Here is a 19,397-nt window from a genome sequence, read left to right as displayed (position 1 = left end):
CTCAGCTCTCCACCCATTGCCGCAACAGGTTGTGATAGACGCCGGTGAGCTGCAGCACGGCGTCGCGGTCGGCGCCGGTGGCGGCGAGGCGCTGGATCGAGGCGTCCAGTTCGAACAGCAGGCGGCGGCGGCCGTCGTCGCGCACCAGGCTTTGCACCCAGAAGAACGCGGCCACGCGCGCGCCGCGTGTCACCGGCTGCACGCGGTGCAGGCTGCTGGCGGGGTAGATGATGGCGTCGCCGGCGGGCAGCTTCACCTCGTGCTCGCCGTAGGTGTCGCTGACGATCAGCTCGCCGCCGTCGTAGTCCCCCGGCTCGCTGAGGAACAGCGTGCATGAGATGTCGCTGCGCAGCTGCTCGCCGTTGGGCAGAGCCATCACCGAACCGTCGACGTGCATGCCGTATTCGCCGCCGCCCTCGTAGCGGTTGAAGCGCGGCGGCAAGGTGCGAAGCGGCAGCGTGGCGGCGTGGTAGAGCGGGTGGCGCGCCAGCGCGGCAAGCACGACGCGGCCCAGTTCCTCGCGCAGCGGCGAGGCGTCCGGCAGCTGCCGGTTGCGCTTCACCTGCGCACCTTGCGCGCCGACGGTCTCGCGGCCGTCGGTCCAGTCGGCCGCGTCGAGCGCCTGGCGCAGTCGCGCGACCTGCGCGGAATCGAGGATGCCGGGGATGTGCAGCAGCATGGGTGGTCCCTGGACGGAGCAAGTGTTGCGGATTTTCTCATCCCCCTGCCTGCAGGGGAGGGGCGACATCAGAAGCGGAAGTTGGCGGTCAGCATGCCCGAGCGCGGCGTGCCGGGGATGTAGCGGTAGCCGCTCTTGTTGATCGACGCGGCGTACTGCTTGTCGAACAGGTTGTAGAGGTTGAGCTGCAGGTCGAAGTGCTTGTTGACCGGGTAGGTGGCCATGGCGTCGAACACCCAGTAGGCCTTGAGGTACTGCGGGGTGCCGATGGCGCCGTCGGTGCCGCGCTGCATTTCGCCGGAATAGCGTGCGCCACCGCCGATGACAAGGCCGAACGGCAGGCGGTAGGTGGTCCAGCTGGTGAACGCGCTCTTCGGCGTGTAGGCCAGCACGTTGGAGCCGTCGGCGGCAGGCGAGGAGTTGGAAGTGGCGCTGCCGACGGCGCCGCTGCTGGTGCTGGTGTGCATGCTGGTGAAGCCGGCGTTGACCGCCCAGTTTTTGGTGATCTGGCCGACGGCGGTGATTTCCACGCCCTGCACGCGCTTCTGGCCGATCTGGTAGTAGAGCAGGGTGGTGGGGTCCTGCTCCAGGTCGTTGCTGACCGTGGTGCGGTAGAGCGCGGCGGTCAGCAGCAGGCGTTCGTCGAGCAGGTTCCACTTCGTGCCCACTTCGGCGGTGCGCGCCTTCTCGGGGTTCAGCATCGCGTTGTCCGCGCTGCTGGCCGAGCTGCTCAGCGACAGGTTGTTGCCGCCGGGCGGCTGGGCGGAGGTGGCAAGGTTGGCGTAGACGCTGCCGTCTGCCGTCGGCTTGTAGATCACGGCGAACTGCCAGCTGGTCAGGTTGCCGGATTTGCCGGCGTCCAGGCCGGGCACGATGGAGCCGTTCGACAGGCTGCCGCAGGCCGGGGCGCTCTTGCCGCCGCAGGCGACGGCGCTGGCGAAGTCGGTGCTGTAGTGGTCCATGCGCGCGCCAGCGTTGACTTGCCAGTGTTCGTCGAACTTCAGCGTGTCGAACAGGTAGGCACCGGCCGTATCGGTCTTGCCGTTGTTCCAGGCGCCGTTGGGGCCGTAGATCAGGCCGTCGCCGACATCGGGATCCGGGTCGTACAGGTTGGCCGCGGGCCAGCTGCTGCCGTTCAACGCGGCCATCGTGATGGCGTCCAGCTTTTCCCGGCTCAGCTCGATGCCGGTGCTGAGGTCGTGCGTGATGGCGCCGGTCCCGAAATCGGCCGTGAGGTTGAGCTGGTTGGCGACGATGCGGTTGGTCTGGTTCTTGAAGTTCGGGTTGCTGCGCGCCAGGGTCCAGGTCGAGGGGTCGTTCGGGTCGGGTGTCTTGAGGTTGGCGGCGGTGGCGGTGAACGAGGTCAGCAGGTAGTCCTCGTGCGTGCGGCCCCAGCGCAAGGTGTCGTGCAGCGCCACGTCTTCCGAGAAGTCGTGCTGCAGGATCGCGGTGAACATGTCTTCGACGACGTGGTCGTGGTCCTGGTCGGTGCCGTAGAAGTTGCCGGGATCGACCTTGGGCGCGTCGCCGATGAACGGCCGCGTGGAATCGGGGCTGCCGTAGCCGGGCAGGCCGATGGTGGGGATGCCGCCGTCGGGCACGTTGTCCTGCTTCACGTGCAGGTAGTCGAGGTAGACGCGGGTGGATGTGCCCAGGCCGAAGGCCAGCGTGGGCGCCACGCCCCAGCGCTTGTTCTTCACCTCGTCGCGGCCGGGCACGCCGCTGTCCTGGTCCAGCACGTCGAGGCGGAAGGCGGCGTGGTCGCCGATCCGCTGGTTCCAGTCGGCGGTGGCGCGCCTCTGGTCGGCGCTGCCCCAGGACACCGAACCGGACAGGGCTTCGCCTAGCAGCGGCTGCTTGCTCACCATGTTGACCGCACCGGAGGGGGCGGTGCGGCCGTATTCCGTGCTGTCCGGGCCCTTGGTCACTTCGACCTGTTCGATGTCGAACACGTCGCGCGAGATCGTGCCGAGGTCGCGCACGCCGTCCACGAAGATGCTGCCGGAGGTGTCGAAGCCGCGCATGAAGATGGCGTCGCCAGTGCTGGTGGAGCCGTTCTCGCCCGCGAAGAACGTGCCCACGCCGGGAGTGTTGCGCAGCGCCTCGGTGAGCGTGGTGGCGCCCTGCTCGTGGATCAGCTCGTTGCTGATGACCACGATGGTCTGCGGCGTGTCCACCAGTGGCTGGGTGAACTTGGGAGAGGAAACCTGATCGACCTTGTACGGCACCGCCGTGCCTTCCACGGTGACGCCGGGCAGGCGCTTGGCCGTGGCGACCTGGGCATCGGTGGCGGGCGTCGCGGCATCGGTGGTTGCTGCCATCGCCGGCAAGGCCAGCGCGAGCCCGGTCGCCAGCGTGGCGGCGGTGAGCGCGGGTACGGGCGAGCGGCGCATCACCGGATGCTTGCGGCTCTTGACGAAGTCCATCAGGGAAAACTCCTCGGTATGCCGGAAGGGAGGGCGGGGCGCAGGCGCCATGCCCGGCGAGATGCGCGCAAGCGCGTCTCGTGTGGAGGCGCAAGATAAAGCAAACGAGAATGATTCGCAATATGAAATGGCGACAAAAGGAGGGCACGCCGACCAAGGTCGGCTCGGCAGCGGTTGCGGGTCGCGTTACCCTGACTGACGCACTGGCGAGGGTCGCCACGAGGAGAGAAGGCATGCGGATTCTGGTTGTCGGCGCCGGCGCCACCGGAGGCTATTTCGGCGGACGCCTGTTGCAGGCTGGACGGGATGTGACCTTCCTGGTGCGGGAAGCGCGTGCGGCCCTGCTGGCGCGGAACGGCCTGCATATCCGCAGCGCCTTGGGCAACGCCGACATCGCCGCGCCGCCCACCGTCACGGCGCCCATGTTGCGCGAGCCGTTCGACCTCGTGCTGCTGGGCTGCAAGGCCTGGGACCTGCCGCGGGCGATCGAGGACATCGCGCCGGCCATGGGCGGGCACAGCGCGGTGCTGACCATTCTCAACGGCATGCGCCAGCTCGACCTGCTCGATGCGCGCTTCGGCGCCGCGCGGGTGCTGGGCGGGCAATGCGTGATCGCTGCCACGCTGGATGCCGACGGCGTCGTGCACCACCTCAACCGCTCGCACAGCCTCGGTTTCGGCGAGCGCGACGGCAGTGATTCGGAGCGCGTGCGGCGCATCGCGCAGGCGATGGCCGGCGCGAACTTCGAGCCGCACGCCAGCACCGCCATCGTGCAGGACATGTGGGACAAGTGGGTGTTCCTCGCCAGCCTCGCCGGCATCACCTGCCTGATGCGCGCCCCGGTAGGCGACATCATGGCGGCCGCCGGCGGCCGCGAGGCCACGCTGGCCCTGCTCGACGACTGCCGCCGCGTCGCCGCCGCCTGCGGCCACGAACCGCATCCGGCGGTGCTGCAGCGCGCCCGCGAAGTGCTCACCGAAACCGGCTCCGCGCTCAGCGCCTCGATGATGCGCGACCTCGAGCGCGGCAATCGCATCGAGGCCGACCACGTGATCGGCGACCTGCTGGCGCGCGGGGAGGCGCATGGTGCGGAGACGCCGCTGCTGCGGCTGGCGCATGCGCACCTGAAGGCCTACGAGGCGCGTCGCGCGCACGCGTGATCATGCGTGACCGCGTGGAGAGGGCTTCCCGCCTTTCCCGCGTGCGGGAGAGGCTGCCCGCAGGATGCCCGGCATGGGCAGCCGGCACAAAAATCGTCAGGAACGATTTTTGACGCCGCATTGGCGATGGCCCGAAGGGTGGCCACAGGGATGGTGGTCGCAAAAAAACGCCGCGCTTGCGCGCGGCGTCGAGGAGACTGCGGGCCGCGACGGAATCCGTCGCGACCCGCAGGGACTTACCAGATCTTCACCTGCTTGTCGCCCGAGCGCACCATCGCGTCGCCCGGCTTGCACTGGAAGGCGGTGGCGAAGGCGGTCATGTCCGACGGCGAGGCGATCGCGCGGACCGCGATCGGCGAGTGCGGATCGATGTTGAGGTACAGCTCGGCCTGCTTGTCGCGCACGCTGCCGCGCCACACGCGCGCCCAGTTGAGGAAGAAGCGCTGGTCCTGGCTGTAGCCGTCGATCTTCTGGTCGGCCTCGGATGGATCCTTCTTCAGCGCGGCCTGCAGCGCGTCGTAGGCGATGTTGAGGCCGCCCAGGTCGGCGATGTTCTCGCCCAGGGTCAGCTTGCCGTTGACGTGCAGGTCGGGCTTGCCCGCGACCGGCACATAGCCGTCGTACTGGTCCACCAGCGCCTTGGCGCGCGCGTCGAACTGCTTCTTGTCCTGCGGCGTCCACCAGTTGGCGCGGTTGCCGTCGCCGTCGAACTGGCTGCCCTGGTCGTCGAAGCCGTGGCTGGACTCGTGGCCGATCACCGCCCCGATGCCGCCGTAGTTAATCGCGTCGTCGCCCTTTGCATAGAAGAACGGCGGCTGCAGGATCGCGGCCGGGAAGTTGATGGTGTTGGTGCTGGGGTCGTAGTAGGCGTTGACCGTCTGCGGGGTCATGCCCCATTCCTTGCGGTCGGTCTTCTTGCCGATGTGCGACAGGTCGTACTGGTAGTTGTACTTGCGCGCGGCCTGCAGGTTGGCGTACCAGTTGTCCGGGCTGATGGTCAGGCCGGACCAGTCGCGCCACTCGCCCGCGTCGGGGTAGCCGATCTTGGGCAGGAACTTGTTCCACTTGTCGATGGCCTTGGCCTTGGTGGCGTCGCTCATCCAGTCCAGGTGCTCGATGCGGTTCTTCAGCGCGTCGCGCACGTTGGTGACCAACTCCTCGGCGCGTTGCTTGGTTTCCGGCGTGAACACCTTGGCCACGTACAGCTGGCCCAGGCCCATGCCCATCGCGTGGTTGACGCCACCCAGCACCTGCTTCCAGCGCGCCTTCTGCTCGGGCTGGCCGGACAGGGTCTTGCCGTAGAAGTCGAACTTGTTGTCGCGGAACGCCTTGGACAACGCAGTCGAGGCGTCGTCGATGGTGTGGAAGCGCAGGTAGGCCTGCCACTCCGAGGCCGGCGCCGTGGCCAGCAGCTTGTCGAACTCGGCGAAGAACTTCGGCTGCGACAGCGAGAAGCCCTTGTCGATGGTCACGCCCTGGGCCTTGAAGAACTGCTCCCAGCTGAAGTGCGGGGTGACCTTGTCGGCTTCCTTGACGCTGACGAAGTGGTACTGGTTGTCGAGGTCGCGCATCTCGGTGGGCGCCAGCGAGGCGCCGGCCAGCGCGGTCTCGAACTTCATCACCGCGTCGGCCTGCTGCTTGGCATCGGCCTCGGACACGCCGGTCAGCTGCAGCGTCTTGGCGACGTAGGCGACGTATGCGGCGCGCAGGTCCTTGTACTCGGGCTTGGAGTAGTAGTCCCTGGTGGGCAGGCCCAGGCCGCCCTGCATGGCGAAGCCGATCTGCTGGGTGGCGTCCTTGAAGTCGGCGCCGGAGCCGAAGTTGAACACCTGGCCGTCGCCGTCGGCGGCGCTCTGGTCGAGGTAGTTCACGATGTCGGCGGTGTTCTTCAGGCCGTCGATGGCGGCGAGCTTCGGCCTGATCGGGTCGAAGCCGGCCTTCTCGATGGCGGCGTCGTCCATGCCGGACTTGTACAGCCAGCCGATCTTCTGATCGACCGAACCGGCCTTGGCGCTGTCGGCGTTCTTGGCGGCGTCTTCGACGATCTGGTGCTGGGTATCCAGGCTCTGCTCGGCCAGCTGGTTGAACGCACCCCAGCTGGTGTGGTCGGACGGGATCGGGTTGGCGGCGACCCACTTCGCGTTGACGAAGCTGTTGAAGTCCGTGCAGGCCTCGTTGCTCGCGCCCAGCTCGCTGACGTCGAACACGCTCTTCGGCGCGGCGGCCGCAGCGGTGGTGGCGGCCGCGGCTGGCGCGGCGGCGGTGGCCGCCGGCGCCGGGGCGGCGGCCTGCTCGCTCTTGCCGCAAGCGGTCAGCGCCAGCGCGACGGCGGCGGCCAGTGCCAGAGGCTTCAGATACTGCTGGGTCATGGACTTCCCTCTCTATGGTGTGTGTGGTTCCGCCGAGGCGGTGTTCTGCGCATGCCGACCGGCAGCGGGCCGATACCCCCGTACCGGCCATGACCGGCCACGCTAGGCCGATCGTCATGGTCGGCACAGTGTCAAAGGTCAGGGGGTGCGCCGGCAAGCGGCCGGCCTGTTCAACGTGCCGGCGGAGCCGGGCGCGGGGCGGGCAGGTTGTCCGGCGACACCGCGCCGCCGGAGATGATGAAGGCCATCGCCTGGTCCATCGTCCAGTCGGTGGGCGTGAGCTCGTCCATCGGCACCAGTTCCAGGTAACCGCCGGTAGGGTTGGGCGTGGTGGGGATGTACACCGCCGCCATCTCGCGGCCGCTGCCTTCCTCGATCAGGATGCGGGTGACGAAGCCCACCACCTTCATGCCCGGCCGCGGGAACTCCACCAGCACCACGCGCTGGGTGCCGCCAGGCTTGTTCTGCAGCACCGCCGTGAGCTTCTTGGTGCCGCCGTAGATCGTCTGCACCAGGGGGATGCGCTGCAGCAGGCCGTCAAAGGCGTCGAGCAGGCGCCGTCCGATCACCCGGTTCGCCAGCCAGCCCACCGCATACAGGCCACCCAGCGTCAGCAGCAGGGCGAGCACGAACACCAGCCCGCTCTTGTTGAGCGTGTCGGCGACGTGCGGCGCCACCAGCCCCAGTGCTTCCGTCAGCGCCACCACCAGCGGCGCGCCGATGCCGGCCAGCAGGCCCAGCACGAACTTGAACACCAGCACCGTCACCCACAGCGGCAGGAAGGTCAGCAGGCCGGTGATCAGATAGCGTTTGAGTCGCAGAGGGGGCATGGCGGCACGCACGGGGAAGGGCAGCCCATTGTAGGGAACGGCTCAGGGTTGCGGATGCATGCCGCGACGCCACCCCTTGCGGTACAGCCGGCGCAGCCCGATCAAGGCCACCAGCAACCACACCGCCAGGCTCACGTACACGCCCGCGGCGGGGATCGCCAGCAGGAAGTCCGCGTGCAGCGCGCGCGCCAGTTCGAACGTGCCCACGGTGTACATGCCGATCGGGAACACGATGTCCCAGTCGTCCGTCTCGTAGCGCAGCGGCACGTGGCGCCACACGTGCCGCCACACTTCCAGGATCACCAGCAGCGGAATCCACCAGGTGGCAGTGGCCCAGAAGAACAGGGTGAACCCCTTCACGAACGGCAGCAGCTCGGCCAGCGCGCCGTGCGCGGGCGCGTGGATCACGACCAGGCTGCCGGCGAGCGTGGTCACCGCCAGCGCGCCCATGTCGATCCAGTACGGCGGGGTGAACTCGCGCGCGCGCAGCGGGAAGAACACCATGCGGTACACCACCAGGGTGATGATGAGCAGGTACAGCGCCGCGCCCAGCATGTAGAGCGAGAGCGCCACGAACTGCAGGCGGTCCGGGTCGGCGCGGCTGGCCGCGACCAGGGTCAGCAGCGCCGACAATGCCTGGGTGGCCACCACCGCCACCAGCCAGCCGCCGTTGATGCTGCGGGTGAAACCGGGCTTGAAGCGCGCGGTGATGGTGGCGGCGAAGAACAGGTAGATCAGCACGACCCACAGCAGCGCGCCGGCCACCGCCAGCACCGTTGCCAGCACGGGCAGCAGCTGCACCAGCACGCACTGGCTGCCCAGTACGCAGGTGGCCGCGGCCAGGGTGAGGAAACCGGCGCCGCGCGAGGGATCGGTGAAGTCCGCCACCACCTCGCGGCGGAAGCGCGCCAGCCGCAACAGGCTCAGCGCCAGCAGCCACGCATAGGCCAGCAGGTTGAGCACGAACAGCGCCTGCGCCAGCCGTGGCAGGCCGTGCTGGCTGGCGTCCACCGACACGATGCCGGTGGCCATCACCAGCGCGAAGCAGCCCGGGTCGAGCCGGCGCACGCGGATCAGCAGGATTTCGGCCAGCGCCATGGATGGGTTCCATTCTGGAAGCACGATCGGGCCCGGGCACCGCTGCCGCTCGCGCCGAGCGTAGCCTGCGTCGGCAGGCGGAGTCGGAGCGCTTGCCACGACCCTTCGACTACGGCCCTGCGGGGCTGCGCCCAGGGCGAACGGTGCGATGCGACCGGCACCTTGCGGCGATTATGCGGACGCGCCATGTCGTTGCCCGGTGACGTCGTGTGACTTTTCCCGCGTTCTTGCGAATCATGCTGGCAACGACGGGGGAGTACGGCCGGCATGGGTGGCAAGGCGGACCAGCAACGCTTCGAGGCACTGTGGCGCGAACACCGCGGCATCGTGCTCAAGGTGGCCGGCGTCTACGCGCGCGGTGCCGAGGAACGACTGGACTTGGCGCAGGAGATCGGCGCGCAGCTGTGGCGTTCCTTCGCGTCGTTCGACGAGCGCAAGGCGAAGTTCAGCACCTGGCTGTACCGCATCGCGCTGAACGTGGCGATCTCGCATCTGCGCCGCGCGGGTGGCGAGGCCGGGCGCTTCGAGCCGCTGGACGAAGCGCATCTGGAAACCCTTGCGGGCGAACCCGCCGCGGAACCGGACGAACGCCTCGCCGCGCTGCACGCCTTCATCGGCGAGCTCGACGCACTCAACCGCGCGCTGATCCTGCTGTACCTCGAAGACCGGAGCTATGCCGAGATCGCCGACGTGCTCGGCATCAGCGCCACCAACGTGGCGACCAAGATCAACCGCATCAAGACCAGGCTGCGCGGCCGGATGACCGCCGCGGCCACCACCGGAGCATGAGCATGGAACTCGACGAGATGAAACTCGCCTGGCAGGCCCTGGGTGATCAGCTGGAGCGACAGCAGGCGTTGAACATGCAGTTGTTCCGGGACAGCCGCCTGGACAAGCTGCGCCGCGGCCTGCGGCCGCTGGTATGGGGGCAGATGCTGCAATTGGCGTTTGGCGTGATGTTTGCCGCGATGGCCGCCATGTTCTGGGTCGGCCACCGGCATACCGTCGACCTGCTGGTGTGCGGACTGCTGGTTCACGCTTACGGATTGCTGCTGATCGTGATGGCCGCGAAGGTGCTGCACCTGGTCAGCCGCATCGACCACGCATCGCCGGTGCTTGCCATCCAGCGCCAGGTGGCGGACTTGCGCGCATGGCGCGTCCGCGTCGAGTCACCGGTCAACGTTGTCATGGGCTGCTTCATCTGGATACCGGTGCTGTGGATGAATCTGGCCTGGTATGGCATCGACCTGTGGTCGCCCGGGTTCATGTCCTGGACGGTGTCCAGCGCCCTGGTGGGACTGGCCGGCTGCGTGCTGGTGGTGTGGCTGATGCGCCGTGCCGGCATGGGGCGCAAGCTCGATGACAGCGCGGCGGGGCGCAGCGTGCAACGGGCCGAGGCGGCACTGGAGGAGATCGCCCGTTTCGAGCAGGAATGAGCCCGCAGGAAACCGCTCCTACAACTGGCGGGCTTTGGGTTTCAATCGGACGTAGATCTGCTTGCGCACGCGGGCGATGACTTCGCCGGAGGCGGTGGTGATCTCGTTCTCGAACCAGCGCAGCACCTTCCCGCCGCCGGCCGCGGCCTGACGCAGTTCGTCCAGCGTGGCGTCGTCCAGGTGGAAATGCGCGTAGACATCCTCGCGCCCGGGCGCCACGAAGTCGATCATGCCGGCCTGGTCCCACACGTAGTAGTCGGGGCCGAGCCGGTGCATCGCCAGCAGCATCCAGAACGGGTCGACCATCGCGAACAGGTTGCCGCCGAATTGGCTGCCCACGTAGTTGCGGTTGCGGCGGCGCAGGCGCAACACCACTTTCGCCTCGGACCAGTCATCGCTCAGCGACTGCAGGCGGATGGCGTTGACCAGGAACGGCGGCCACAGGTTGAGCAGCCGCCGGAAGGTGGAAGCCTTCAAGGGATGGGCGCTCAGAACAGCAGCGAGGCCATGCGGCGGCGGTAGCGGCCGACCAGCTCGGCATCGTCCAGCGTGCCGAAGGCGGCGAGCAGGCGCTTCTTCGCGGCGCCGTCGTTCCAGTCGCGGGCCTTTTCGAGGATGGCGAGGAATTGTTCGAGGCCGGCGGCGGGATCGTCGCCCAGCAGCAGGCGCACGCCGAGCAGGTCGCGCGCCTGCCAGTCGGCGGCATCGGCGGCGATGCGTTGCTCCAGTTCGGCCTGGGCGGGCGCGTCCTTCAGCGCGCGCGCCAGTTCGAGCTGCTGGCGCAGGCGCACGGCGCGCGCGTCGGTGGCAAGGTTGGCGGGCAGGGCGTCGAGCTCGGTGGCGGCGGCATCGCTCTGGCCAGCCTGGGCCAGCGCCGCGGCGAGGTCGAGCTTGAGTTCGGCGTTGTCGGGTTCGGCGGCGATGGCCTGCTGCAGGCGGTTGATCGCCGCTTCCGGCGTTTCGGCGGGCGTCTCGACGACTTCGTCCCCGTCGCCTTCCGGCGGCTGCACATGGCGGTCGAGGAATTCGCGCAGCTGGCCCAGCGGCAACGCGCCGGCGAAGCCGTCGGCGATCTGGCCGTCCTTCACCAGCACCACGGTAGGCACGCTGCGGATGCCGAACATCGCGGCGAGCTGCTGGTTCTTGTCCACGTCCACCTTGCCGAGGCGGAACGCGCCCTTGTATTCGGCGGCAAGCTGTTCCAGCAGCGGGCCCAGCGTCTTGCACGGGCCGCACCAGGTGGCCCAGAAATCCACCAGCACCGGGGTATCCAGCGAGGCGTTGATGACCTCGGCCTCGAAGTTCTGTTCGGTGACGTCGAAGACGTGGTCGAGGGTGGCGTCGGTCACGGCGGATTCCAGCGGACGGGAAACTCCCCAGATCGGGGCGCCGGCGAGCATATCAAGGGAATCGGCGGGGCTTCAGCCGCAAGCCGGCCGGATTTGCGAGAATTGCCGCATGGACGCGTCATCCCCGCACTGCATCGACACGACCGCTCCGGCGCTGCTGGTCTGCGAGCACTGCGACACCGTGCATCGCCGCCGCCCGCTGGCGCGGGGCGAGGTGGCCGAGTGCGCACGCTGCGGCGCGGTGCTGGAGCGTTGCCGCGGCATGCCCGCGGGCACGATGCTGGCGCTGTTGCTGACCGGGCTGGTGCTGTTCGTGCAGGCCACGCTGTGGCCGATCGTGACGCTGGGCCTGAACGGCCAGTACGTGGCCGCCACGCTGTGGGACATGATCCACATGATGTGGGTCGACCACTCGCAGGTGGTGGCGGTGCTGGCGGCGGCCACGCTGTTCGTGTTCCCGCTGGGCAAGATCCTGATCCTGGGCTGGCTGCTGCTGTATGCACGCAGCGGCCGTCGCGCGCCGGGCTTCCGCCGGCTGATGGTGGCCTTGCATCACCTGGGGCCGTGGACGATGAGCGAGGTGTTCGTGCTGGGTGCGCTGGTGTCCATCGTCAAGGCGCACCTGTACTTCGACGTGATCCCGAATCCGGGCATCTATGCCTACGCTGCGCTGATGCTGCTGATCACCGTGTTCGCCGGCATCGACCTGACCCGGCTGTGGGACGAGACCCGCGACGAGGACGCGGAGGTGGCGTCGTGAGCGCCCTGCCGCGTGCCGACGAGCTCGGCCTGCTCGGCTGCCACGTCTGCGGCCAGGTCTGCCGGGCAACCGGCGGCGAGGACGGCGACGGCACTCTGGCCTGCCCGCGCTGCGGCTCGACGCTGCACCGGCGCAAGCAGGCGGTGTACACGCGCACCTGGGCGCTGCTGGTCGCCGCGTTCCTGATGTACATCCCCGCCAACGTGCTGCCGATCATGCGCACGGCGAGCCTGGGCGACATCGACGACAACACCATCCTCAGCGGCGTGGTGGAGCTGTGGGTGAAGGGCTCGCCGGGGCTGGCGGTGATCGTGTTCTGCGCCAGCATCATGGTGCCGATGCTGAAGTTCCTCGCGCTGGGCACCTTGCTGGTCACCTGCCGCCGCGGCAGCAACTGGGCGCGGCGGCAGCGCGCGCAGCTGTACCGGCTGGTGGAGCTGATCGGCTACTGGTCGATGCTGGACGTGTTCGTGGTGGCCCTGCTCACCGCGCTGGTACGCTTCGGCTACTTCAGCCTGGTGGAGCCGCTGCCTGGCGTGGTGTTCTTCGGCCTCACCGTGGTGCTGACCATGTTCGCCTCGATGTGCTTCGATCCCCGGCTGATCTGGGACGGCAAGGAAGATTCCGATGACTGACGAACAATCCGGCACGCCGCAGCCGCCAAACGGCGGCGCCTTGCCGCGCCCGGTGCTGCGCAAGCGGCGCACGAACGCCTCGCTGATCTGGCTGGTGCCGATCCTGGCGGCGATCGTGGGCGTGTCGCTGGTGGTGAGCAACTGGTTGCAGGCCGGCCCGGACATCACGATCAGCTTCCAGAGCGCGCAAGGCCTGGCCGCCAGCAAGACGCCGGTGAAGTACAAGGACGTGGTGATCGGCAAGGTGGACAAGATCCGCCTCAGCGGTGACCGCAGCCACGTGCTGGTGACGGTGGCGCTGGACAAGAGCGCGAAGGCGTTCGCCACCAAGGACACGCGCTACTGGGTGGTGCGCCCGCGCATCGGCCTGGGTGGGGTCTCCGGCGTGGACACGCTGTTCTCCGGGGCCTACATCGGTGCCGACACCGGCGATTCCAGCGAGCCGCAGGACGAGTTCAAGGGTCTGGAGAACCCGCCGGCGGTGACCCACGGTGAGCCGGGCAAGAGCTTTACCCTGCATGCCGACGACCTCGGTTCGCTGGACATCGGCTCGCCGGTGTACTTCCGCCGCATCCAGGTGGGGCGGGTGGTGTCCTACCAGTTGGACAAGGACGGCAAGGGCGTGTCGCTCGCGGTGTTCATCGACAGCCCGTACGACCGTTTCGTGGATGCCGCCACGCGCTTCTGGAACGCCAGCGGCGTGGACGTGTCGCTGGGCGCGAACGGGCTCAAGCTCAACGCGCAGTCGCTGGCCACCGTGCTGGCCGGCGGCGTGGCCTTCCAGGATCCGGCTGGCCCGCACGACACCACGCCGGCGCCCGACGGCGCCAGCTTCAGCCTGTTCGGCGACGAGACCACCGCGTTGGCGCCGCCGGACGGCGAGCCGCACTACATCCGCATGCGCTTCGACCAGTCGCTGCGCGGGCTGGCGGTGGGCGCGCCGGTGGAATTCCTCGGCGTGAACTTCGGCAGGGTGGTGTCGATCCGCATGGATTACGACGAGAAGACCCAGCGCTTCCCGTTGATCGTCGGTGCCGTCGTCTACCCCGACCGCCTTGGCCAGGCGCACGACAAGCTGGTGGCGCTGGCGAAGCGGCACGGCGACAACGCCGACATCTCGCACATGATCGGCAAGCTGGTCGAACACGGCCTGCGCGCGCAGGCGCGCACCGGCAACCTGCTCACCGGCCAGCTCTACATCGCGATGGACTTCCTGCCGCACGCGGCGCAGGTGCATTACGACCCCGATGCGCGGCCGCTGGAGATTCCCACCGCGCCCGGCAGCTTCGACAAGCTGCAGGAGCAGATGGCCGACATCGTCGACAAGCTGGACAAGATCCCGTTCGACCAGATCGGCAACCATCTCAACGACTCGCTGGCCAACCTCGATGCCACGCTGAAGCAGGTGAACGGCCAGACCCTGCCGTCGCTCAACGACACCCTGCATGACGCCCGCAAGACGCTGGGCACGGCCAACGACACGTTCTCCGCCGACTCGCCGCTGCAGCAGAACCTGGGCAGCACGCTGCAGGAGCTGCAGCGCACGATGCGCTCGCTGCGCGTGCTTACCGACTACCTCGGCGTGCATCCGGAGTCGCTGCTGCGCGGTCGCCAGGCCGACCCGGCGCCGGCCGCACCGAAGCCGGCCACCCCTGCTACCCCTGCGAACAGGAGCCGGCCATGAGCCGTCTGCATTCGTGTCTCCTTGCCGGCGCCGTCACGCTGGGCCTTGCCGGCTGCGCCTCGGCGCCGCTGCATTACTACACGCTGGTGGCGCCGCCCGGCAGCGCCGCCCTCGCGGCGCCGACGCCCGCGCCGTACCCGTTCGAACTGCTGCCGGTCAGCGTGCCGGCCCAGGTCGACGTGCCGCAACTGGTGGTGCGCGAAGGCGGCCAGGGCATGCTGCCGCTGCAGGACCAGCGCTGGATCGCGCCGCTGGGCGACGAGATCCGCGGCGCGCTGGCCGCCGACCTCGCCCGTGCCATGGGCGTGCCGGACATGAGCGGTCTGCCCGGCAACGGCCAGCCGCGGCTGCGCGTCACGGTGGATGTGCGCCGTTTCGAATCGGCACCTGGCGACCACGCGCTGATCGACGCGGCGTGGAGCCTGCGCCTGGTGGGCGGCTCCGGCGGGCAGGATGCGCTCACCTGCACCAGCCGCGTCAGCGAGCCGGTGGCGGCAGGCTACGACGCGCTGGTGGCCGGCCATCAGCAGGCGCTGTCCGCGCTGGCCGCCCGCATCGCCGCCGCCGCCCGCGCCTACGAGTCGGGCCAGGCACCGGCTTGCCCCGCAGATTGAAGGCATCGAATTCCTCCCGTGAGTGCATGGGAGGAGCGGGGCGCGGTGTTTTTCGGCCAGGCGTGGGCCGGGGTGCGGGCCCATTCTGCTAATCTGCCCCGTTCTCCCGGCAGCCCGCCATCCCGCGTCACGCTGCCTGCAAAGACCACGGTTACGGACCCATGCAAGACAGCCACGATCCCAGCAAGACCGAGCAGGACTACCAGCCTCAGGCGGTGGAAGCCGCCGCCCAGCAGTACTGGAGCGCGCGGCACGCCTACGAGGTGAAGGAAGACCCAGGCAGGCCGAAGTTCTACTGCCTCTCGATGCTGCCGTATCCGTCGGGCGCGCTGCACATGGGCCACGTGCGCAACTACACCATCGGCGACGTGATCAGCCGCTACCAGCGCATGCAGGGTCGGAACGTGCTGCAGCCGATGGGCTGGGACGCGTTCGGCCTGCCCGCCGAGAACGCCGCGATCAAGAACAGGACCGCGCCGGCCAAGTGGACCTACGCCAACATCGAGCACATGCGCAGCCAGCTCCAGTCGCTGGGCTACGCGATCGACTGGAGCCGCGAGTTCGCCACCTGCCGCCCCGAGTACTACCGCTGGGAACAGCTGATGTTCACCCGGCTGATGAAGCAGGGCCTGGCCTACCGCAAGAACAGCGTGGTGAACTGGGACCCGGTCGACCAGACCGTGCTGGCCAACGAGCAGGTGGTGGACGGCCGTGGCTGGCGCTCCGGCGCGGTGGTGGAGAAGCGCGAGATCCCGCAATGGTTCCTGCGCATCACCGACTACGCGCAGGAATTGCTGGACGGCCTGGACACGCTGCCCGGCTGGCCGGATGCGGTGAAGACCATGCAGCGCAACTGGATCGGCCGCAGCGAGGGCCTGGAGATCCATTTCGCCGTGGAAGGCGAGGACGCGCCGCTCAGCGTGTTCACCACGCGCCCCGACACGCTGATGGGCGTCACCTTCGTCTCCATCGCCGGAGAACATCCGCTGGCGCTGAAGGCCGCGCAACAGGATCCGCGGCTCGCCGCCTTCCTCGACGAGCTGAAACACGGCGGCGTGTCCGAAGCCGAGCTGGAGACCCAGGAAAAGCGCGGCATGGCCACGGGCCTGTACGCCATCCATCCGGTCACCGGCGACAGGCTGCCGGTGTGGGTGGCCAACTTCGTGCTGATGGGCTACGGCACCGGCGCGGTGATGGCGGTGCCGGGCCACGACGCGCGCGACTTCGAGTTCGCGCACAAGTACCACCTGCCGATCCGGCAGGTGATCGCCGCGGGCGACGAGGCCTACGACCCGGCGCAGTGGCAGGAGTGGTACGGCGACAAGACCCGCGCCGACATGCGCGTGATCAATTCCGGCGCGATGGACGGCAAGGACTACCGCGCCGCCTTCGACTACATCGCCGGCGTGCTCGAAGCGGACGGCAAGGGCCAGCGCCGCGTGAACTGGCGCCTGCGCGACTGGGGCGTCAGCCGCCAGCGCTACTGGGGCTGCCCGATCCCGGTGATCTACTGCCCGAAGTGCGATGCGGTGCCGGTGCCGGAAGACCAGCTGCCGGTGGTGCTGCCCGAGGACGTGGCCTTCAGCGGCGTGCAGTCGCCGATCAAGGCCGACCCCGAGTGGCGCAAGTGCGCCTGCCCGCAATGCGGCGGCCCGGCCGAGCGCGAGACCGACACCTTCGACACCTTCATGGAGTCGAGCTGGTACTACGCGCGCTACACCTCGCCGGGCGCGAACGGCCAGGTCGACGAACGCGCGAACTACTGGCTGCCGGTGGACCAGTACATCGGCGGCATCGAGCACGCGATCCTGCACCTGCTGTACTTCCGCTTCTATCACAAGCTGCTGCGCGACGCGGGGCTGGTGAAGTCGGACGAGCCGGCCACCAACCTGCTGTGCCAGGGCATGGTGATCGCCGAGACGTTCTACCGCGACCACGCCGACGGCTCGAAGGACTGGATCAACCCGGCCGACGTGGAAATCCAGCGCGACGACAAGGCGCGCGTGACCGGCGCGGTGCTCAAGGCCGACGGCCAGCCGGTGAAGATCGGCGGCACCGAGAAGATGTCGAAGTCCAAGAACAACGGCGTCGACCCGCAGGCGATGGTGGGCAAGTACGGTGCCGACACGGTGCGCCTGTTCTCCATGTTCGCCGCGCCGCCCGAGCAGTCGCTGGAGTGGAACGAGGCCGGCGTGGAAGGCATGGCGCGCTTCCTGCGCCGCTTCTGGCGCGAGGTGACCACGCACGCGGCGCAGCCCGACCATCCGGTGGTCGACCCCGCGCGGCTCGACGCCGGCCAGAAGGCGCTGCGCCGGCAGCTGCACGAGACCATCCAGAAGGTCAGCGACGACTTCGGTCGCCGCCACTCCTTCAACACCGCGATCGCCGCGCTGATGGAACTCTTGAACGCCGTGGGCAAGTTCGCCGACATGGGCGAGCAGGGCCGCGCGGTGCGCCACGAGGCGCTGGAAACCATGGTGCTGCTGCTGAACCCGGTGGTGCCGCACGTGAGCCACCACCTGTGGCAGGTGCTGGGTCATGCCGAAGCCGTGCTGGAGGACCAGCCCTGGCCGACCGTGGACGAAAGCGCGCTGGTGCGCGACAGTCTGACCCTCGCGGTGCAGGTCAACGGCAAGCTGCGCGGCACCATCGAGGTGCCGGCGAACGCCGGCAGGGAAGAGGCCGAGGCGCTGGCGCTGGCGCAACCGCAAGTCGCGGCCTTCCTCAAGGAGCTGACCGTGCGCAAGGTGATCGTGGTGCCGGGCAAGATCGTCAACATCGTCGCAGGATGAAAGTCATGAACCGCATGCTCCTTGTCGTGTTGCCGCTCGCCGCCACCCTCGTGCTCTCCGCCTGCGGCTTCCACCTGCGCCGCAATGCCGCCCTGCCGCCGTCGATGAGCCGCGTGCACCTCACTGTCTCCGGCGGCGGCGACCTGGAGCGCAAGCTGACGCGCGCGCTGGAAAACGCCAATGTCGACGTCGAGGACGCCGCCGGTCCCGGCGTCGCGGAACTGCGCGTGCCGGTGGCTTCGTTCGGCACCGAGTCGCTGACCCAGGGCGGTTACGTGCGCATCACCGAGTACGCGGTGCGCTACCAGGTCGAGTTCGACGTCACCGGCGCGGACGGCGCCACCCTGCTGCCGCATCAGAGCATCAACATGCAGCGCGAATACAGCTACGACTCCACCGACACCATCGGCAACGCCTCGCAGGTGCAGCAGATCGAGGGCAGCCTGATCGACGACATGGTGCAGGCGATCATGTTCCGCCTCGAAGCCGCCGGCCAGCACCCGCAGACCGCACCGGCGCCGGCATCCACCACCGGCAAGCCCTGATGCCGCTGGCCCCTGCGCAATGGCAGAAGGCGCTGGCCGCCGACAGCCTGGCGCCGGTCTACCTGCTCGCGGGCGAGGAGTTGCTGGTGCTGGAGGCGGCCGACGCGCTGCGCGCGCAGTCGAAGCGGCTCGGTTACACCGAGCGCGAAGTGCTGGAAGTCGAGCAGCGTTTCGACTGGGACGACCTTGCGCGCGCCGCCGCCGGCATGTCGCTGTTCGCCGCGCGCCGCCTGCTCGACCTGCGCCTGCCCACCGGCAGGCCCGGCGTGGAGGGCGCCAAGGCGATCGGCGAGTTCTGCGCCGACCCGCCGCCCGGCGTCACCTTGCTGATCACCGCGATGGAGTGGAGCAGCAAGCACGACGGCGCCTGGAGCAGGAAGCTCGACGCCGCCGGCACCATGGTGGTGTTCAATGCGCCCCGGCCCAACGAATGGGCGGCCTGGATAGGCGCCCGGCTCGCCGCGCGCGGCCTTGCCGCCACCCCTGAAGCCGCGGCGCTGCTGGCCGAACGCGTGGAAGGCAACCTGCTCGCTGCAGCGCAGGAAGTGGACAAGCTCGTCGTGCTGCGCGCGGGCGACGACAGCCGCATCGACGCCGACGCGATGGAAAGCCTGGTCGCCGACAGCGCCCGCTACGACGTGTTCAAGCTCGCCGACGCCGCGCTGGCGGGCGAAGGCGCCCGTGCGCTGCGCATCCTCGCCGGGCTGCGCGCCGAAGGCGACGAGCTGATCGCCCTGATGGGCTGGCTGGTGAACCAGTTGCAGCTCGCGCTGCGCCTCGCCAATGCGCCCGACCTCGCCGCGCAGGCGCGCGCCGAGCGCCTGTGGCCGGCGCGCGAGCAGCTGTTCCGCAAGGCGCTGCGCCGCGCGCCGCGCGAGCACTGGCTGGCCTGCCTGGCGCGGGCTTCGCGCATCGACCGCATCGCCAAGGGGCGCGAGCAGGGCGAGGCCTGGCGCGAGGCGGAACGGCTGATCGCGGCAATCGCCGAACCGCGGGCGGCGCGGGCGCTGGCATAAGGTC

The 19,397-nt window shown here is 68.9% G+C and carries 17 protein-coding genes; 10 read left to right on the top strand and 7 right to left on the bottom strand.

Features of this window, described 5'->3' with window-relative positions:
* Position 1 precedes the first annotated feature (1 nt).
* Positions 2 to 679, bottom strand: a complete 678-nt coding sequence (locus tag ABQJ56_RS05435; protein ID WP_367843968.1) for a Fe2+-dependent dioxygenase — start codon at positions 677 to 679, stop codon at positions 2 to 4.
* Positions 680 to 747: 68 nt separating this feature from the next.
* Positions 748 to 3,105 (bottom strand): catecholate siderophore receptor Fiu, encoded by a 2,358-nt coding sequence (locus tag ABQJ56_RS05430; protein ID WP_367843967.1) that lies wholly within the window; start codon positions 3,103 to 3,105, stop codon positions 748 to 750.
* A gap of 233 nt (positions 3,106 to 3,338) precedes the next feature.
* On the opposite strand from ABQJ56_RS05430, the gene panE reads away from it, so the two are divergent.
* Positions 3,339 to 4,265, top strand: a complete 927-nt coding sequence (gene panE, locus ABQJ56_RS05425) for a 2-dehydropantoate 2-reductase (protein ID WP_367843966.1) — start codon at positions 3,339 to 3,341, stop codon at positions 4,263 to 4,265.
* 236 nt (positions 4,266 to 4,501) lie between these two features.
* Here the strand turns inward: panE and ABQJ56_RS05420 are convergent, their stop codons facing one another.
* From ABQJ56_RS05420 to ABQJ56_RS05410, 3 genes are all read right to left on the bottom strand, one after another.
* The gene (locus ABQJ56_RS05420) at positions 4,502 to 6,634 is read right to left on the bottom strand and encodes a M13 family metallopeptidase (protein ID WP_367843965.1); all 2,133 of its coding nucleotides are present in this window, start codon (positions 6,632 to 6,634) and stop codon (positions 4,502 to 4,504) included.
* 170 nt (positions 6,635 to 6,804) lie between these two features.
* A complete protein-coding gene (locus ABQJ56_RS05415; RefSeq protein WP_367843964.1) occupies positions 6,805 to 7,464 on the bottom strand; it encodes a DUF502 domain-containing protein in 660 nt (219 codons plus the stop codon).
* A 42-nt stretch (positions 7,465 to 7,506) separates the two neighbouring features.
* A complete protein-coding gene (locus ABQJ56_RS05410) occupies positions 7,507 to 8,562 on the bottom strand; it encodes a tellurite resistance/C4-dicarboxylate transporter family protein (protein ID WP_367843963.1) in 1,056 nt (351 codons plus the stop codon).
* A gap of 267 nt (positions 8,563 to 8,829) precedes the next feature.
* Between ABQJ56_RS05410 and ABQJ56_RS05405 the strand changes: the two genes are divergently transcribed.
* On the top strand, positions 8,830 to 9,351 hold the full coding sequence (locus tag ABQJ56_RS05405; RefSeq protein WP_367843962.1) for an RNA polymerase sigma factor: 522 nt from the start codon (positions 8,830 to 8,832) through the stop codon (positions 9,349 to 9,351).
* Between the two features lie 2 nt (positions 9,352 to 9,353).
* Entirely contained in the window at positions 9,354 to 9,998 is a 645-nt protein-coding gene (locus ABQJ56_RS05400; RefSeq protein WP_367843961.1) for a hypothetical protein, read from the top strand.
* An 18-nt stretch (positions 9,999 to 10,016) separates the two neighbouring features.
* Here ABQJ56_RS05400 and ABQJ56_RS05395 read toward each other — a convergent pair whose 3' ends face one another.
* Together ABQJ56_RS05395 and trxA are read right to left on the bottom strand one after the other, a co-directional pair.
* Positions 10,017 to 10,475 (bottom strand): DUF4442 domain-containing protein, encoded by a 459-nt coding sequence (locus ABQJ56_RS05395; protein ID WP_367843960.1) that lies wholly within the window; start codon positions 10,473 to 10,475, stop codon positions 10,017 to 10,019.
* Between the two features lie 11 nt (positions 10,476 to 10,486).
* Entirely contained in the window at positions 10,487 to 11,347 is an 861-nt protein-coding gene (gene trxA, locus ABQJ56_RS05390; RefSeq protein ID WP_367843959.1) for a thioredoxin, read from the bottom strand.
* Between the two features lie 109 nt (positions 11,348 to 11,456).
* Here trxA and ABQJ56_RS05385 point away from each other — a divergent pair, with 109 nt between their 5' ends.
* The 7 genes from ABQJ56_RS05385 to holA all read left to right on the top strand — a co-directional run bounded on the left by ABQJ56_RS05385 (position 11,457) and on the right by holA (position 19,393).
* Complete coding sequence (locus ABQJ56_RS05385; RefSeq protein WP_367843958.1) at positions 11,457 to 12,107, top strand: paraquat-inducible protein A; 651 nt, start codon at positions 11,457 to 11,459, stop codon at positions 12,105 to 12,107.
* Positions 12,104 to 12,742 carry a paraquat-inducible protein A gene (locus tag ABQJ56_RS05380; RefSeq protein ID WP_367843957.1) on the top strand — a complete coding sequence of 213 codons (639 nt, stop codon included), beginning with the start codon at positions 12,104 to 12,106 and terminating at the stop codon, positions 12,740 to 12,742. Before ABQJ56_RS05385 ends, ABQJ56_RS05380 begins: the two co-directional genes overlap by 4 nt.
* Positions 12,735 to 14,426, top strand: coding sequence for a PqiB family protein (locus ABQJ56_RS05375; protein ID WP_367843956.1), 1,692 nt, complete (start codon positions 12,735 to 12,737; stop codon positions 14,424 to 14,426). The genes ABQJ56_RS05380 and ABQJ56_RS05375 overlap by 8 nt, the downstream gene beginning before the upstream one ends.
* Positions 14,423 to 15,040, top strand: coding sequence for a PqiC family protein (locus ABQJ56_RS05370; RefSeq protein ID WP_367843955.1), 618 nt, complete (start codon positions 14,423 to 14,425; stop codon positions 15,038 to 15,040). Before ABQJ56_RS05375 ends, ABQJ56_RS05370 begins: the two co-directional genes overlap by 4 nt.
* A gap of 161 nt (positions 15,041 to 15,201) precedes the next feature.
* Complete coding sequence (gene leuS / locus ABQJ56_RS05365) at positions 15,202 to 17,832, top strand: leucine--tRNA ligase (RefSeq protein ID WP_367843954.1); 2,631 nt, start codon at positions 15,202 to 15,204, stop codon at positions 17,830 to 17,832.
* Between the two features lie 5 nt (positions 17,833 to 17,837).
* Entirely contained in the window at positions 17,838 to 18,377 is a 540-nt protein-coding gene (locus tag ABQJ56_RS05360) for an LPS-assembly lipoprotein LptE (protein WP_367843953.1), read from the top strand.
* Entirely contained in the window at positions 18,377 to 19,393 is a 1,017-nt protein-coding gene (gene holA, locus ABQJ56_RS05355; RefSeq protein ID WP_367843952.1) for a DNA polymerase III subunit delta, read from the top strand. Before ABQJ56_RS05360 ends, holA begins: the two co-directional genes overlap by 1 nt.
* The last annotated feature ends 4 nt before the right edge of the window (positions 19,394 to 19,397 follow it).

It is taken from the genome of Rhodanobacter geophilus, from assembly GCF_040812275.1.
In the GTDB taxonomy this organism is placed as follows: Bacteria; Pseudomonadota; Gammaproteobacteria; order Xanthomonadales; family Rhodanobacteraceae; genus Rhodanobacter_A; species Rhodanobacter_A geophilus.
The sequence above is the reverse complement of the archived record's forward strand: the minus strand, read 5'-3'. Positions and strand labels throughout refer to the sequence as shown.

Excerpts from the sequence above, each read along its gene's own strand:
- ABQJ56_RS05435 (WP_367843968.1), bottom strand. The coding sequence starts at position 679 with ATGCTGCTGCACATCCCCGGCATCCTCGATTCCGCGCAGGTCGCGCGA.
- ABQJ56_RS05430 (WP_367843967.1), bottom strand. The coding sequence starts at position 3,105 with ATGGACTTCGTCAAGAGCCGCAAGCATCCGGTGATGCGCCGCTCGCCC.
- panE (WP_367843966.1), top strand. The coding sequence starts at position 3,339 with ATGCGGATTCTGGTTGTCGGCGCCGGCGCCACCGGAGGCTATTTCGGC.
- ABQJ56_RS05420 (WP_367843965.1), bottom strand. The coding sequence starts at position 6,634 with ATGACCCAGCAGTATCTGAAGCCTCTGGCACTGGCCGCCGCCGTCGCG.
- ABQJ56_RS05415 (WP_367843964.1), bottom strand. The coding sequence starts at position 7,464 with ATGCCCCCTCTGCGACTCAAACGCTATCTGATCACCGGCCTGCTGACC.
- ABQJ56_RS05410 (WP_367843963.1), bottom strand. The coding sequence starts at position 8,562 with ATGGCGCTGGCCGAAATCCTGCTGATCCGCGTGCGCCGGCTCGACCCG.
- ABQJ56_RS05405 (WP_367843962.1), top strand. The coding sequence starts at position 8,830 with ATGGGTGGCAAGGCGGACCAGCAACGCTTCGAGGCACTGTGGCGCGAA.
- ABQJ56_RS05400 (WP_367843961.1), top strand. The coding sequence starts at position 9,354 with ATGGAACTCGACGAGATGAAACTCGCCTGGCAGGCCCTGGGTGATCAG.
- ABQJ56_RS05385 (WP_367843958.1), top strand. The coding sequence starts at position 11,457 with ATGGACGCGTCATCCCCGCACTGCATCGACACGACCGCTCCGGCGCTG.
- ABQJ56_RS05375 (WP_367843956.1), top strand. The coding sequence starts at position 12,735 with ATGACTGACGAACAATCCGGCACGCCGCAGCCGCCAAACGGCGGCGCC.
- ABQJ56_RS05370 (WP_367843955.1), top strand. The coding sequence starts at position 14,423 with ATGAGCCGTCTGCATTCGTGTCTCCTTGCCGGCGCCGTCACGCTGGGC.
- leuS (WP_367843954.1), top strand. The coding sequence starts at position 15,202 with ATGCAAGACAGCCACGATCCCAGCAAGACCGAGCAGGACTACCAGCCT.
- ABQJ56_RS05360 (WP_367843953.1), top strand. The coding sequence starts at position 17,838 with ATGAACCGCATGCTCCTTGTCGTGTTGCCGCTCGCCGCCACCCTCGTG.
- holA (WP_367843952.1), top strand. The coding sequence starts at position 18,377 with ATGCCGCTGGCCCCTGCGCAATGGCAGAAGGCGCTGGCCGCCGACAGC.